15 protein-coding genes are annotated in these 14,485 nt (G+C 68.7%); 1 reads left to right on the forward strand and 14 read right to left on the reverse strand.

All coding sequences use genetic code 11. The annotated features are described in order from the left end of the window. The first annotated feature begins 8 nt into the window (after positions 1 to 8). Positions 9 to 185 (forward strand): Flp family type IVb pilin, encoded by a 177-nt coding sequence (locus tag DFW101_RS16890; RefSeq protein ID WP_009182728.1) that lies wholly within the window; start codon positions 9 to 11, stop codon positions 183 to 185. Positions 186 to 347: 162 nt separating this feature from the next. On the opposite strand, the gene DFW101_RS16895 is transcribed toward DFW101_RS16890, so the two are convergent. The 14 genes from DFW101_RS16895 to modB all read right to left on the reverse strand — a co-directional run bounded on the left by DFW101_RS16895 (position 348) and on the right by modB (position 14,229). Beyond that, positions 348 to 965, reverse strand: coding sequence for a D-glycero-alpha-D-manno-heptose-1,7-bisphosphate 7-phosphatase (locus tag DFW101_RS16895; protein ID WP_009182729.1), 618 nt, complete (start codon positions 963 to 965; stop codon positions 348 to 350). 7 nt (positions 966 to 972) lie between these two features. Beyond that, on the reverse strand, positions 973 to 2,046 hold the full coding sequence (locus tag DFW101_RS16900) for a tRNA-specific 2-thiouridylase (RefSeq protein WP_009182730.1): 1,074 nt from the start codon (positions 2,044 to 2,046) through the stop codon (positions 973 to 975). Between the two features lie 111 nt (positions 2,047 to 2,157). Next, on the reverse strand, positions 2,158 to 3,624 hold the full coding sequence (gatA, locus tag DFW101_RS16905; protein ID WP_009182731.1) for an Asp-tRNA(Asn)/Glu-tRNA(Gln) amidotransferase subunit GatA: 1,467 nt from the start codon (positions 3,622 to 3,624) through the stop codon (positions 2,158 to 2,160). 99 nt (positions 3,625 to 3,723) lie between these two features. Next, complete coding sequence (gene gatC / locus DFW101_RS16910; RefSeq protein ID WP_009182732.1) at positions 3,724 to 4,008, reverse strand: Asp-tRNA(Asn)/Glu-tRNA(Gln) amidotransferase subunit GatC; 285 nt, start codon at positions 4,006 to 4,008, stop codon at positions 3,724 to 3,726. A gap of 23 nt (positions 4,009 to 4,031) precedes the next feature. Beyond that, on the reverse strand, positions 4,032 to 5,507 hold the full coding sequence (locus DFW101_RS16915) for a penicillin-binding protein activator (RefSeq protein ID WP_232286103.1): 1,476 nt from the start codon (positions 5,505 to 5,507) through the stop codon (positions 4,032 to 4,034). 156 nt (positions 5,508 to 5,663) lie between these two features. Then, positions 5,664 to 7,577, reverse strand: a complete 1,914-nt coding sequence (gene dnaK / locus DFW101_RS16920; RefSeq protein WP_009182734.1) for a molecular chaperone DnaK — start codon at positions 7,575 to 7,577, stop codon at positions 5,664 to 5,666. Between the two features lie 137 nt (positions 7,578 to 7,714). Next, entirely contained in the window at positions 7,715 to 8,242 is a 528-nt protein-coding gene (locus DFW101_RS16925) for a nucleotide exchange factor GrpE (RefSeq protein ID WP_009182735.1), read from the reverse strand. 79 nt (positions 8,243 to 8,321) lie between these two features. Next, the gene (gene hrcA / locus DFW101_RS16930) at positions 8,322 to 9,359 is read right to left on the reverse strand and encodes a heat-inducible transcriptional repressor HrcA (RefSeq protein WP_009182736.1); all 1,038 of its coding nucleotides are present in this window, start codon (positions 9,357 to 9,359) and stop codon (positions 8,322 to 8,324) included. Positions 9,360 to 9,528: 169 nt separating this feature from the next. After that, positions 9,529 to 9,897: a hypothetical protein gene (locus tag DFW101_RS16935; RefSeq protein WP_009182737.1), complete on the reverse strand. Its 369-nt coding sequence runs from the start codon at positions 9,895 to 9,897 to the stop codon at positions 9,529 to 9,531. 155 nt (positions 9,898 to 10,052) lie between these two features. Continuing rightward, positions 10,053 to 10,751 carry a FadR/GntR family transcriptional regulator gene (locus DFW101_RS20230; protein ID WP_009182738.1) on the reverse strand — a complete coding sequence of 233 codons (699 nt, stop codon included), beginning with the start codon at positions 10,749 to 10,751 and terminating at the stop codon, positions 10,053 to 10,055. A 198-nt stretch (positions 10,752 to 10,949) separates the two neighbouring features. Continuing rightward, complete coding sequence (locus DFW101_RS16945; protein WP_009182739.1) at positions 10,950 to 11,798, reverse strand: alpha/beta hydrolase family protein; 849 nt, start codon at positions 11,796 to 11,798, stop codon at positions 10,950 to 10,952. Between the two features lie 206 nt (positions 11,799 to 12,004). Further along, on the reverse strand, positions 12,005 to 12,712 hold the full coding sequence (locus tag DFW101_RS16950) for an ABC transporter ATP-binding protein (RefSeq protein WP_009182740.1): 708 nt from the start codon (positions 12,710 to 12,712) through the stop codon (positions 12,005 to 12,007). Between the two features lie 82 nt (positions 12,713 to 12,794). Continuing rightward, positions 12,795 to 13,541 (reverse strand): molybdate ABC transporter substrate-binding protein, encoded by a 747-nt coding sequence (modA, locus tag DFW101_RS16955; protein WP_009182741.1) that lies wholly within the window; start codon positions 13,539 to 13,541, stop codon positions 12,795 to 12,797. A 19-nt stretch (positions 13,542 to 13,560) separates the two neighbouring features. After that, the gene (gene modB, locus DFW101_RS16960) at positions 13,561 to 14,229 is read right to left on the reverse strand and encodes a molybdate ABC transporter permease subunit (RefSeq protein WP_009182742.1); all 669 of its coding nucleotides are present in this window, start codon (positions 14,227 to 14,229) and stop codon (positions 13,561 to 13,563) included. Positions 14,230 to 14,485: the final 256 nt, after the last annotated feature.

The raw sequence follows: 14,485 nt of genomic DNA on the forward strand, positions 1-14,485 counted from the left end.
GGTGCTTCATGGCAGACCGTATCCTGCGGTTTTTAAACGACGAATCCGGGGCCACCAGCTCGGAATACGCCATCCTGGCCAGCCTCGTCGCCGGCGTGGCCGTGGCCGTGGTGACCGGTTTCGGCCTCTCGGTCAGGGCCCTTTTCCAAAAGGCCCAGGACGCATTTCCCGGGGGTGGCGGCTAGAACCGAATCTTTATGGAGTTTTTTGTCGAAAGAGCGGGTGAATGTCTTGCCCGGGGCGAAAAGGGGCAGGCCGGCCGGCGCTGGAGCGGCCGTCCGGCCGTGAGTCCTTCCTCTGACGGAGGCGGGGCCGGTCTGGCGCAGGGGGGGCCATTTGGCCCCGGTTCACGGGAGGGCGGCCGGAAGAAACCCTTCGTCCAGCAGGTAGGCGGCCGCCGCCGGCAGGTCCCGGGCCAGGACGTGGGGCCAGCCGGGCCGTCGGTCGGCGAGGACGAGCAGGGGGGCCTCAAGCCCCGGCAGGCCGCAGGCGGCGGCTTGCTCGGTTCCGTGGCCGGTGGCGACCAGGATGGTCAGCGGCGAGCCGAGGGCCAGGCCGAAATGGATGTCCGAGGCCTTGTCGCCGATGACTGCCGTTTCCGCCGGCACGAGGCCGTACCGGCCGGCCAGGGCCGCGAAGAGGCCGATGGCGGGTTTGCGGCAGGGACAACCGTCGTCCGGGCCGTGGGGGCAAAAGGCCGTGTCTGCAAGGACCGCGCCATGTGGTTCGAGCAGGGCCAGCAGCCGGGCCTGGACGGCCTCGAAATCCGATTGTTTGAAATAGCCCCGGCCGAGGCCGGACTGGTTGGTGACGCAAAAAAGCCGGGCCCCGGCCCGGGTCAGGCGGCCAAGGGCCTCGCCCGCGCCCGGAACCAGGACCACGCCGTCCGGGTTGGAAAGATAGTGCCGGTCTTCGATGATGGTGCCGTCGCGGTCCAGGAGCACGTTGCGGATGGTCGGGGCCATGGGCTTGTCAGGTCCGGTCTGGCGGGGACGGCAGGGTGTCCGGCACAAGGACGCCGCCGGCCAGGACCCGGCCGGCCGCGTCGTAGACCGTCGCCACCTGGCCGGGGGTGGGTCGGGCCACGGGGGCGTCAAAAGTGAGGGCCAGGCCGCCGTCCGGGCCGAGGACCGCCCGGGCCGGGCGCGGGCGCATGCGGTAGCAGGTCTGGGCCAGGACGGTGGCGGTGGCCGGCCAGCCGGCCGGATCGGCCAGGAGGTTGGCCGGGCCGGTGCGGCAGGCGGTGGCGTCGAGATCGGCCCGGACGCCGACCACAAGCGTATTGGCGGCCGTGTCCTTGCCAAGGACGTAGAGGGGGTCGGCGTAGGCGATGCCAAGGCCCTTGCGCTGGCCGATGGTGTGCCGCCACAGGCCCTGGTGGGTGCCGAGTCGGGTGCCGTCCGTCAGGACGATGGGCCCGGGTCCGGTCAGGGCCGCGCCGCTTGCTTCGAGAAAGGCCCGGTAGTCGTCGCCGGGCACGAAGCAGACCTCGCGCGATTCCTTGGGGAGCGGGGGGGCCAGGCCAAGGGCGGCCAGGGCGGCCGGATGGTCGGCCTTGCGCCGGCGGGCCAGGGGAAAGACGGCCCGGGCCAGGGCGTCTCGCGGCACCAGGGACAGGAAATAGCTCTGGTCGCGGGAGTCGTCGGCCCCCCGGAAAAGGGCCGGCCCGCGGTCGGTTTCCTGCAGCCGGGCAAAGTGGCCGGTGGCCAGCTTGTCCGCCCCGAGTTCCCGGGCCGCCTCCATGAGCAGGCCGAATTTCATGTCCCGGTTGCAGGCGGCGCAGGGATTGGGCGTCTGGCCGGCGGCGTAGGCCGCGATGAAGGGGGCTACGACCTGCCGGCCAAACTCCCGCGACAGGTCCACGGCGGCAAAGGGCACGCCGAGCCGGCCGCACTGGGTCTCGATGGCCCGGGCCAACTCCTGCCCTTTCATGTCCGGCGGCAGGAAATGGGCATGCACGGCCACCACATCGTGGCCTTCGGCCCGCAGCAGGCCAAGCGACAGCAGGCTGTCCGCACCGCCGCTTACGGCAACGGCCAGCCGCATCTCTTTTCCTGTAAGCGTACGAGCTTCGGTCGCAGCGCCATGGCCCCCCCTTTTCCCTTTCAGGGGGTCCGGGGGGATGATCCCCCCCGGCCGCCGGAGGCATCTTCATTCCTAGATTCCACTCGGCTGCGGCAGCTGCGGCAGCGCGTTCCCCAGCACCTTGGCGGTGCGCAGGATGGCGGCTTCGTCGAAGGCCGGGCCGAAGAGCTGCATGCCGATGGGGAGCCCGGAGTCCTTGCCGAGGCCGACGGGCATGGACAGGCCGGGCAGGCCGGCGAGGTTCAGGGAGATGGTGAAGATGTCGCTCAGGTACATCTGGAGCGGATCGCCGGACATCTGGCCGATGGGGAAGGCGGCAAAGGGCGAGGTCGGGCCGCAGATGACGTCGCATTTGGCGAAGGCGTCCAGGAAGTCCTGGCGGATCAGCCGGCGGACTTGCGCGGCCTTGCGGTAGTAGGCGTCGTAGTAGCCGGCCGAGAGGACGTAGGTGCCGATGACGATGCGGCGGCGGACTTCCGGGCCAAAGCCCTTGGACCGGGACAGCTCGTAGAGCTCTTCCAGGGTGACGGCTTCGGGGGCGCGGTAGCCGTAGCGCACGCCGTCGAACCGGGCCAGGTTGGAGGAGGCTTCGGCCATGGCCACGATGTAGTAGGTGGCGACGGCGTAGGGCGTGTGGGGCAGGGAGACCGGCACGACGGTGGCGCCAAGGGCCTTGGCCGCGTCCACGGCCTCCTGGCAGCCTGCCCGGACCTCGTCGTCCACGCCCTCGCCCCAGTACTCGTCCGGCAAGCCAATGGTCAGGCCGCGCAGATCACCCGCGCCGGCGAGAAGGGCCTCGAAGTCCGGGGCCGGGCGCGGGGCCGAGGTGGAATCCCTGGGATCGTGGCCGGAAATGACGGTCAGCATGGCGGCGGCGTCGTCGGCGGTGCGGGTAAGCGGTCCGATCTGGTCCAGGCTCGATCCGTAGGCGACCAGACCGTAGCGCGACACCCGGCCGTAGGTGGGCTTGATGCCGACGGTGCCGCAAAAGGCGGCCGGCTGGCGGATGGAGCCGCCGGTGTCGGTGCCGAGCGCGGCGAAACACTGGCCGGCGGACACGGCCGCAGCCGAGCCGCCGCTCGATCCGCCCGGGACCCGGCTGGTGTCCCAGGGGTTGGCGGTCACGGCGTAGGCGGAATTCTCGGTGGAGGAGCCCATGGCGAACTCGTCCATGTTGGCCTTGCCAAGAAGGATGGCGCCGGCGGCCTTCAACTTCTCCACGCAGGTGGCGTCGTAGAAGGGCACGAAATTCTCGAGGATCTTGGAGGCGCAGGTGGTCGGGGCGTCGGCCACGCAGATGGCGTCCTTTATGAGAACCGGCACGCCCCACAGGCGTTTGGCCGGATCCGGACCGGCGGCGTCCATGGCTCGGGCCTTTTCCAGGGCCGACTCGGCCCCAAGGTGCAGGATGGCCCGAAGCTTCGGCTCGGTGGCTTCGATGCGGGCCAGACAGGCGGCCACCGCCTCTTCGGCCTTTATTTCCGTGGCGGCCAGCGTGTCGCGGACCTCGGTCAGGGACAGACGAACGATCTCGGACATGACGAATCCCTTTCTGGCTCATCCCCCTTTCCCCAAAGCGAGGGGGTCCGGGGGAAATGATTCCCCCCGGCGGGGCTCGGGGCGGAGCCCCGTTCATTCTTAAACAATTTTCGGAACGATAAAGAACTGGCCGTCCGTGGCCGGGGCGTTGGCCAGGATCCGGTCGCGGGCGCAGGCCTTGGTGGCGACGTCGGCGCGCAGCGGGGTCTCGTGGAGCACCGGGCTGTAGAGGGGCTCGACGCCGTCGGTATCGACCGCGCCAAGGGTTTCCATGTAGGCCAGGATGCCGTCCATCTGGCCGGCAAAGGCTTCGAGGCTGTCGTCGTCCAGGCGCAGCCGGGCCAGCTTGGCCACCTTGGCCACTTCATCGGGGCGTATCTTCATGGGAAGGTCTTCCTTGGGATGTCTCAGGATGCCGGAATGGCCTGCCGGTGGGCCGGCACCGGGGCCTGGGGCTCGGCCGGCGCCGGGACGGCCGGCTGGACGACGGGCCGGGCCGGAGCGGCCGGCGGCAGGGTGCCGGGCTGGGCTGGCGGCTGGGGAACGGCGGCCGGGGCTGCGGCGCCCGGGGCCTGGGCCGGGGCGTAGGACTGCTCGGTCTCGGGGGCCGGATTTTCCAGGGCCTTTTGCCGGATGGCGTTCAGGCGCTGGCGGAAGCCCTCGGGATCGAGCAGGACCGGACCGGCCACCGAAGGCCGAAACAGGTACATGGCCACGTGGGCCTTGCCGTCCGGGCCGTAGGACAGGGGGGCCATACTGAAATCCATGCCCGAGGCGGCCTGGGCCAGACGCGAGCTGACTTCCTGGGGTGCCGCGCCCTGGGGCATACGGCCGAGTCTGGCGGCCAGGCGGGCGAAGTCGAAGCCCACGGCCTCCCACAGGTCGGCATGGTCCTCGCCGGCGGCCCGCATGGCGGCAAGCAGGGCCTGGGTGGCCTTGCCCTGGTTTTCCGGCCACCAGGCGCCCGGACAGACGGCCAGACGGTAGTTCTGGATGTTGATCTGCGTCTTGGAGGCCGCGGCCCGGTAGAGGGCCTCGGTCCAGAGCTGCGGTCCGAGGATCAGCAGGTCCTCGACCTTGTTGCGGAAAAAGGCGGGCAGCACCTTGTCGGCCCGGGCCCATTCGTCGGGCACGAACACGGCCCCGAAGCCGGGCCGGCCGCCGCCGGTCTTGAGCATTTCCGCCACGGTGCCGTCCCAGCTGGACGGATCCTGGGCCGAGTAGACGCCCGTGGCCGTGACCTGGCCGCCAAGGCGCGTGGTGGCCAGGGCGAAGGCCTCGCCCATGGACTGGCCGTAGCGGTCGCCGGGGCGCAGGATGCCGAACTGGGTGATGCCGTAGTCGGTCAAAGACAGGCGCAGGAGGGCGTCGATCTCGTCCTCGGCGCTCGGGAAAAACCGCCAGGCGTCGATGCCTTCGCGGGCCTCGCCGAGGGTCGAGAGGAAGGCCAGGAAGACCCGGCTCTGGAGCAGCCCCGTGGACTGGAGCTCCTTGAGCGTCAGGGGATGCATGGGACCGCCGACGAGGGTGACCTCGGGCGGCAAGGCGCGCACGCTGTCGGCCCAGCCGGGCTGGGTGGCGTCGATGACGATGACGTCGAGCGGCGTGCCGGCGGCGGCCAGGGCGTCCTGAGCGGCCTTGATGCCTTTTTGCACCTTGCCGCCGAGCTCCCGGAACGGCCCGCCAAGGGGCAGGAGCACGGCCACCCGGTTGACGGCCACGGGCTGGGGTGGCGGCGTCGGGGCCACGGGCGCGGGGGGCGCCACCGGCGGCGGGGGCGGCGGCGCGGGCTGGGTGAAGAGGCCGCCGCAACCGGTCAGGGCGGCAAGAACCAGGCACAACAGGAAACCCGCGGCGAGGCGGGGAAAAAGACGCGGTGTCATGGGAATGGCCTTGGCGTTCATGGGCGAACCGGGGTTTGGCGGCCGAGCCGCCGTGCACGTCGGACAATACGAAAAAGCCTGACCCGTCCGGGGGACGAGTCAGGCTTTCCGATACGCGCAATGGGGCGCGAAGGCAAGTCCGCGCGGACGCGGGCCTTACTTCACTTCGGTATAGTCGGCGTCGACCACGTCCTCGTCCGCGCCGCCGGCCTTGCCGGCCTGGGGTCCGGCCGCGCCGGCTTCGGGGCCGCCGGGCTGGCCGCCGGCCTCGGCTTTCTGCTGGTAGAGCTTTTCCGCCAGCTTGTGCGAGGCCTGGGACAGGTCGTCGGTGGCGCGCTTTATGGCGTCGGAATCCTCGCCCTTGAGCACTTCCTTGACGTGGTTGAGCTTGGACTCGATCTCGCCGCGGGTGGCCGCGTCGACCTTGTCGCCAAGCTCGGCCAGGGATTTCTCCGTGGTGTAGACCAGGGTGTCGGCCTGGTTTCTGATCTCGATCAGGGCCTGCTTCTTCTTGTCGTCCTCGGCGTGGCTCTCGGCATCCTTGATGAGCTTTTGGATGTCGGATTCCGACAGGCCCGAGGAGGCGGTGATGCGGATCGACTGCTCCTTGCCGGTGCCGGTGTCCTTGGCCGAGACGTTGACGATGCCGTTGGCGTCGATGTCGAAGGTGACCTCGATCTGCGGGATGCCGCGGGCCGCCGGGGGAAGGCCGGTCAGCTCGAAGCGGCCAAGGGTCATGTTGTCGCCGGCCATGGGCCGCTCGCCCTGGAGCACGTGGATGGACACGGACGGCTGGTTGTCGGCGGCCGTGGTGAACACCTGGCTTTTGCGGGTCGGAATGGTGGTGTTGCGGTCGATGAGCTTGGTGAACACCCCGCCCAGGGTCTCGATGCCAAGCGACAGCGGCGTGACGTCCAAAAGGAGCACGTCTTTCACGTCGCCGGCCAGGATGCCGCCCTGGATGGCCGCGCCCATGGCCACGACCTCGTCCGGGTTGACCGAGCGGTTGGGCTCCTTGCCGAAGAACTCCTGCACGGCCTTTTGCACCAGCGGCATGCGGGTCATGCCGCCGACCAGCACGACCTCGTCGATGTCGGTGGTCTTGAGGCCGGCGTCGGCCAGGGCCTTGCGGCACGGCTCCACGGTCCGCTGGACCAGGTCATGGACCAGGGATTCGAGCTTGCCGCGCGTCAGCTTGACCATCATGTGCTTGGGACCGGAGGCGTCGGCCGTGATAAAAGGCAGGTTGACCTCGGTCTCCATGGCCGTGGACAGTTCCTTCTTGGCCTTTTCGCCGGCTTCCTTCAGGCGCTGCAGGGCCATGCGGTCCTGGGACAGGTCGATGCCGGTCTCTTTCTTGAATTCCTCGACCAGGAAGGTGATGACGCGATGGTCGAAGTCTTCGCCGCCAAGGAAGGTGTCGCCGTTGGTGGCCCGGACCTCGACGACGTTGTCGCCGACTTCCAGGATGGAGATATCAAAGGTGCCGCCGCCAAGGTCGAAGACCGCGATCTTCTCGTTGGACTTCTTGTCGAAGCCGTAGGCCAGGGAGGCGGCTGTCGGCTCGTTGATGATGCGCTTGACTTCGAGGCCGGCGATGCGGCCGGCGTCCTTGGTGGCCTGGCGCTGGGCGTCGTTGAAGTAGGCCGGCACGGTGATGACGGCTTCGGTCACGGGTTCGCCGAGGTAGGCTTCGGCGTCCTTCTTGAGCTTGCCGAGGATGATGGCCGAGATCTCCGAGGGGCTGTACTTCTTGCCCTCGACCTCGATGTAGGCGTCGCCGCCCGTGCCCTCGACGATTTTATAGGGGCAGTGCGCCAGCCACTTGGTGACTTCCGGGGCGTCGAAACGACGGCCCATGAGGCGCTTGATGGCGAAGATGGTGCGCTCGGGATTGGTGACGGCCTGGCGCTTGGCGATTTCGCCGACCAGCCGCTCCTTGGTGAAGGCCACGATGGACGGGGTGGTGCGGCCGCCCTCGGGGTTGGTGACGCACTTCGGGTCCTTGCCCTCCATGACATAGACGCAGGAGTTGGTGGTCCCGAGGTCGATCCCGATTATTTTACCCATGATAGCCTTTCCTCCTTGTTGGTTCCTGTATGGTCTTCCGTCTGGCGACGGATTTTTTCCGAGAGACAGGCAGGTATATAAGGTCCGTATTTTTCGAGTAAAGGGGGGGATTGGCGAAAAAGTGCCCCCGGACGCGGTCAGATCTTGTTGACCATGACCTTGGCCGGCCGCAGGAGCCGGCCGCGCAGCGTGTAGCCCTTCTGGACCACCTGGGCCACGGTGTCGGCCGGCAGATCGGGCAGGCTGGCCATGCCGAGGGCCTCGTGGGTTTCGGGGTTGAAGGGCTCGCCCGTCCGGCCGAATTCGGCCACGCCGTGGCGGCCGAGGATGTCAAGGAAAGCCTTTCGGGTCATGTCCACGCCGACGACGAAGTCCTTGCAGGCGTCGTTGCCCCGGCCGTGGGCCAGGGCCAGATCGAGGTGGTCAAGGACGGGGACGAGTTCGGCCACGAGGGATTCGGTGGCGTACTTCTGGAACTCTTCCTTTTCCTTGAGGAGCCGCTTCTTGAGGTTCTCGGTCTCGGCCAGGCTGCGCAGCCGGCGGTCGGACTCGGCGGCCAGGGCGGCGCGAAGGGCCGCGACCTCTTCCTCGAGGGTCGGCGCGGGGGTGTCGGCCGCGCCTTCGGGCGTGGCCTGTGCCTCGGAAAGCTTTTCGTCAGGGGCCATGGATCCTCCCATATGCAGCGCCGGACGCGGCAAAAGGCCGGACAGGGCCGGCCGCGCCTGGCGCAGGGTGTCGTATCGGTTACAGGTGCCGGTCCAGGAGCCGGGTCAGGGTGCGGGCGGTGTAGTCCACCACCGGCACCAGCTTGGCGTAGTCCATGCGCAAAGGGCCGATGAGGCCGATGGCGCCCAGGGACATGGCCCCCATGCCGTAGGGGGCGGTGATGACGCCGAGGTCGGCCAGGGCGGCCAGATCCGACTCGCCGCCGATCGTAATCACCGTTTTAAGTTCGTTTGCGGTTTTGTCCAGCAGTTCGAGCAGGACGGTGCGCTCTTCGAGCACGCACATGAGCTCGCGCATGTGGCCGGCGTCGGTGAATTCGGGCTGGCCCAGGATGTTGGGAGTGCCGTCCACGATGACTTCGCTTGCGGGTTCGCGCTCGTGGTCAAAGGCGGTCCGGGCCAGGGTCAGGGCCTGCCGGCACAAGGCGTCCAGGGTGCGGGTGGCCTCGTCGAGTTCGCGCACGAGCCTGGCCCGGACCTCGGTCACGGTCCGGTCGGTGAAAAGATGGTTCAGGTAATTGGCGTAGCTGACCAGGTCGTCGGCCGTGACCCCGGGGTCGGCCTCGATGACCCGGGTCCGGACCAGTCCGCCCTGCAGGACGAGCAGCACCATGACCAGCCCGGGATTCAAAAGCGAAAAGTCGAGCCGCTTCCACCGGGCCGCAGCCTGGTTGGGGGTGATGACCATGGCCACCTGCAACGAGAGCCCGGAAAGGAGCCGCGAGGCCCGGCGCAACAGTTCCCCGACCTCGAGGCCGGCGGTGGCCAGGTTGTCGGTGATGCGGCGCTGGTCGGTCTCGGCCAGGGGGCGAAGCCGCATGACCTCGTCGAGGTAGAACCGGAAGGCCCGGGCCGTGGGCACCCGGCCGGCCGAGGTGTGGGGCTGGGCCAGGTAGCCGGCCTCGGTCAGGTCGGCCATGATGTTGCGGATGGTGGCCGGGGAAAGGCGCAGCGGACTCTGCTTGGACACGGCGCGCGAGCCCACGGGCGAGGCCGTTGCGATGTAGGCCTCGATGATGGTGGTCAGGACTTCCCGTTCGCGTTCCAGAAGCGGCATGGCGCATCCCCGTTTGGCACTCGGTGGAATAGAGTGCCAAACGGGTAACAACCGAAAGGGGGGGTGTCAAGGGACGAGGCCGAAAATCGAAGCTATCTCGCTGGAATAGAAGATTTCTTCCAAAGAGGTCCAGCCGGGTGGAGAGGCTTTGGCCCAAGCGGCGCCGGGCCTAGTCCTGGCCGGGCTCCAGCACCGGATAGCCCGGGTTCTCCGCCGGCCGGGACGGGACGGCCACGGCCGGCCGGGGGCCTTCCAAATCGGCCCACAGGGCGGCGAAGTCCCGGCGCGCCTGTTCGGGGCTTGGCCGGGTGTCGGTCATGAGCCCGGAGGCCAGGACCTTCTGGCGCAGGCCGTCCATGGCCGTGCGCAGGGAGTCGGTCACCGACTCGGGCAGGCGCGGGATGAGCCGGCCCATCCCGGCCAGGCCGGCCGGCCGGGCGGACAGGCGGTGGCCCTGCAGGGCGGCGTCGGCCACGGCCACATAGTAGACGAGGAAAGCCGGGAACAGCACCATCAAAAACGACTTGGAAACACGCATGGACGACTCCGGTCTGGGGCGGCCGGCCGCGAGGGCCTGTCCGCCGGTTGCGACGTTCCGAGAGCCCGCGCCAAACCTGCCCGGGCCCAGGTCTGGCCTTGCTATCAGATCATCTGATGTTTATCCGTCAAAAAAAGCGGCAACCGGTCCACCCCTCAGCGATCCTCCAGGGCCTTGGCGTCGCTGGTGGTGCGGTCGAGGGCTTCCATGGCAAAGGAAACCGCCTTGTCCGGGTCCTTGTCGGCGATGGCATCGAGCAGGCCGTGGTGGATGCGGTCCTGGTATTGGTTGACGCCCCGGTCGGCGATGAGGATGTCGAGGAAGTCCTGAAAAACCATGGAAAAGCTGCGGTAGAGATCGGCCAGGAGCCCGTTGCCGCTGGCCGCGGCCACGGCGGTATGGAAGGCGATGTCGGCCGTCACATAGCCGTGGGAATCGCCGGCCGCCCGGGCCGTACGCTTTTTTTCCAGGGCCTCGCGCATGGTGTCGATGTCGGCCGGGGTGCGGTTCTGGGCCGCGAGCCGGGCCGTCTCCACCTCGATGATGCGGCGGACTTCGCGGATCTCCTCGGCCGTGGACCGGCGCAGGCGGTATTCGAGGGGCTCGTGGCCGGTCGTCCGGTCGAGAACGTAGGTGCCGTCGCCCTGCCGGACTTCGAGCAGCCCGGCGCTGACCAGGACCCGGATGGCCTCGCGGACCGTGGAGCGCCCCACGCCGAGCTGGGCCATGAGCGTGGGTTCGGTCGGAATCTTCGCCCCGGGCGCAAAGATGCCAAGGGAGATCTTCTCCTGGATCTGCTGGATGACGAGGTCGCCGAGTTTTCGCGAACGCACGGGGGTCAGTCGGGAAGGCATCGTCTGATGATCTCCTCATCTGTCCACGGGACGCCCCTCCATAGGGCGCAAAAAGCGTCCTGTCAAGAGGCCGGCTCTCCGTCGCCGGCCGGGCCCCGACGAAGTGGACTTGCCGGAAGCGGGCTTGGCGGGATGGTCCGCCTGCCCGGAAGGGGCCATCGGCTTTGGCCGAAGGCCCCGGGAGCGGGTGGAAAAGGCCTAGCCGAGCGGGGACACGGTCAGGGTCAGGCCGTCGAGGCTGGCGGTGGCCGAGACGAAGGTGGTGACGTCGGTCGCCGGGATGCCGGCCAGCATGGCGTCGTAGCGGGCGGCGTCGTCGGCGTAGAGGCTGATGGAATGGGCGGCCAGAAACGCCGACGGGTCGCTCAAAAGCGCCGACAGGTCCGGGCCGGAGCCGACGCTCGATGTCCCGGTCTCCACGGTAAGCGTCAGGCCGGCGGTCTGGACGCCAAGGGCGGTGGAGACGTCCGAGGGAGCGGCAAAGGCTGTCACGCGCGCATCCGTGTCCCAGGTCCCGTCGCCGCCGGACAGGCCGAGCGACCCGTAGACCACGGCTTGGTAGTCGGCCTGGGCCGTGTCGGCGTGGTCGGCCATGTAGGCCTGGGCGGCCGCGCCGCCGAGGCTGTGGCCGGTGACGTAGACCTGGTCGATGCCAAGGGAGGAGACCGTGGCGTCGAAGGCCGCGACGCCGGTGGCGAGCAGGTCGTAATAGCCGGTGGTGTCCAGCCAGTAGGCGGCGTCGGCGCTGCCGAGGGCGGCGCTGGTTCCGCTGGCGGCGTCGACGTCGTCCGTGCCCCGGAAGGCGATGATGGCGGCGGGCTCGCCGTTGACGGTCGTGGTCCAGGCGTCGAAGGCGGCGTTGCCGGCCACGTAGGTGCCGGTGCCGCTCCCGGTCAGGTCGAGCTGGCCAAGGCCGCTTGCCGTGAGGCCCGTGACCAGGGAGGCGCCGTCGCGGTAGGCGGCGTCGGACACCACGGCCAGGACGGCATCCAGGTTGGAGGTGGTGATCGGGGTATACGTCGCGGCGAGGTCGTTGAAATTAGGCATAAGACGCCCTGCTGTTGGGGTGGGTGTTCATTGCAGGCTGGTTACGCCTCCCCCGCCCACCCGTCAACGCGGTCCGTTTCCTCAAGCGTCACACTCAAGGGAAGGGCTTCCGCCATTCCGGTCTTCCCCTCCCGGGATTCCAAAGGGCGAGAGCCCTTTGGCCGCCGGGGCCATCTCCCCGTCCTTCCGCGTCCTTTTCTTCCGCCTCAGGCCACGCGGACCATGGAGCGGCGCATGGCTTCGGCGGGCTGCATGTCGAGGACCTTGCCGTCGGCGTAGCGGACCACGTCGCCGCCGAAAAAGGCCACGTCGGCCGGGTCGTGGGTGACCATGACCAGCGGAATGTCCAGGCGATTGAGGATGCCGGCCAGCTCGACCCGGACCCGCTGGCGCAACGGGATGTCCAGGGCGGAAAACGGTTCGTCGAGGAGGAGTGCCCTGGGCTCGCCGACCAGGGCCCGGGCCAGGGCCACGCGCTGGCGCTGGCCGCCGGAGATCCGCGACGGCCGGACCTCGGCCAGGGAGGCGATGCCGAAGAGGTCCATGGTCGAGGCCACCCGGTCGGCGGCTTCCCGGGAGAGCCGTCCGAAAAGCGGGGTCAGGCCGAAGGCCACGTTCTGGCGCACGGTCAGGTGGGGAAAAAGGGCGTAGTCCTGGAAGACGTAGCCGATGTTGCGTTCGCGCGGCGGCAGGCAAAGCCGCTTGTCCGTGTCGCAAAGGACCCGGCCGTCCAGGCTGATGGAGCCGGCGTCCGGGCGCATGAGCCCGGCAATGGCCCGAAGTGTCAGGGTCTTGCCCGAGCCGGACGGACCGAACAGGACCACCCGGTTGTCGGTGGTGGCAAAGGAGGCGTCCAGGTGAAAGTCCCGGCTGGCCGCGTGGTAGGCTTTGTGGATGGCGACGGTGATGCGCATGGGGCGTCTCCGGGGCCGGGCCGGTTTTCGGCCGGGTGGCCGGGTTCCCCCGGCGGCCGGGCCGCCGGGGGAACCGTGGGGGTTAAGGCTTTTTGAAACCGTACTTGGCCAGGATTTCCTGGCCCTTGGGGCCTTTGACAAAGGCCACGAAGGCGGCGGCGTCCTTCCTGTCGGCCGAGCCGGCCAGGACCGCGATGGGGTAGCTGACCGGCGTCTCCACCGGCACCTCGGCCACGACCTTGACCTTGTCCCCGCCCTGCTTGGCGTCGGTGGCGTAGACGAAGCCGGCGTCGACCTCGCCCCGCGAGAGGTAGTCGAGGACCTGGCGCACGGATTCGGCCAAAACCAGCTTGGGGACGATGCCGTCCCAGGCGCCGGCCTTGGACAGGGCGGCCTTGGTGTAGCGGCCGACGGGCACGGAGTCGGGGTTGCCGACGGCGATGTGCCTGACGCCGGGCGTGGCAAGCGAGGCCAGGTCCTTGACCTTGGCCGGATTGCCGGCCGGCACGCCAAGGACCAGGGCGTTCTGGGCGAAGTTGGCCCGGGTGGCCGTGTCGATGAGCTTTTTCTCCACGGCCTGGTCCATGGTCTTCTGGTCGGCCGAGGCGAAGACGTCGACCGGGGCGCCCTGCTCCATCTGGGACAGGAGCGTGCCGGAGGCGGCGAAGTTGAAGACCACGTTCACGCCCGGGTGGTCCTTGGCAAAAAGCGGTTTCAATTCATTGAAGGCGTCGGTCAGGCTGGCGGCCGCGGACACGGTCAGGTCGGCGGCCCGGGCGGGCACGGCCAGGGCCAGGACCAGGGCCAGGGTGAGCAGCAGTTTACGCATCGCAGACATCCTCCTTCCTTCAGGCTTTGGGTTTGACGATCTTGGCCACGATCACGAGCAGGGCCACGCAGACCACGGAAATAAGGAGCACCAGTTCGTTGGCCAGCCCGTCGTTGCCGGCCTGGGTGGCGCTGTAGACGGCCAGCGACAGGGTCTGGGTCTTGCCGGGCAGGTTGCCGGCCACCATGAGGGTGGCCCCGAATTCGCCCATGGCCCGGGCCAGGGCCAGCATGACCCCGGCAATGAGGCCCCGCAGGGCCAGCGGCAGGGACACCCGGAAAAAGATGGCGATTTCCGTGGCCCCAAGGGTCCTGGCCGCGTTCTCCAGGTTGCCGTCCACGCCCTCGAAGGCCGCCCGGGCCGACCGGTAGACCAGGGGAAAGGCCACCACCGCGGCGGCGATGACCGCGCCCTCCCAGGTGAACATGATCGACACCCCGAAGGTCTCCCACAGGTAGGCGCCAAAGACGCCCCGCCGGCCGAGCAGCACGATGATGTAGTAGCCGAGCACGGTCGGCGGCAGTACCATGGGCAGGGTCAGGACGGCGTCGGCCAGGTCGCGGCCGGGGAAGTCCCGGATCTGGGCGAACCGGGCCAGGGCCACGGCCGGCACGGTGGCCAGGGCCGTGGCCAGGGTGGCGACCTTGAGGGTCAGGAGGAGCGGCGGCAGGGCATTGGCGTCGAGCATGCGGTTTGTTCTCTCGTGGCGCGGGGCGTGCGGTGTCCGGTTTCGTGGCGCGCGTAGCCGTCCGCATCGTTCGATCGTTTGGCAAGGATAGGGAAAGGATGGTGCAATGTATAGAGGCTCACGTTTTTCCGGAAAGCGGTGTCACTTGCCTGTCTGGCCGCATGGATTGCGTTGGACCGTCCTCCCATTGCAGTCAGGACTGCCGATTTTGCTGTTACCCCTTTTCAATTTCAAGTGAGAGTGGCCCGGCTGGGGG

It is taken from the genome of Solidesulfovibrio carbinoliphilus subsp. oakridgensis (assembly GCF_000177215.2).
Lineage (GTDB): Bacteria > Desulfobacterota > Desulfovibrionia > Desulfovibrionales > Desulfovibrionaceae > Solidesulfovibrio > Solidesulfovibrio carbinoliphilus.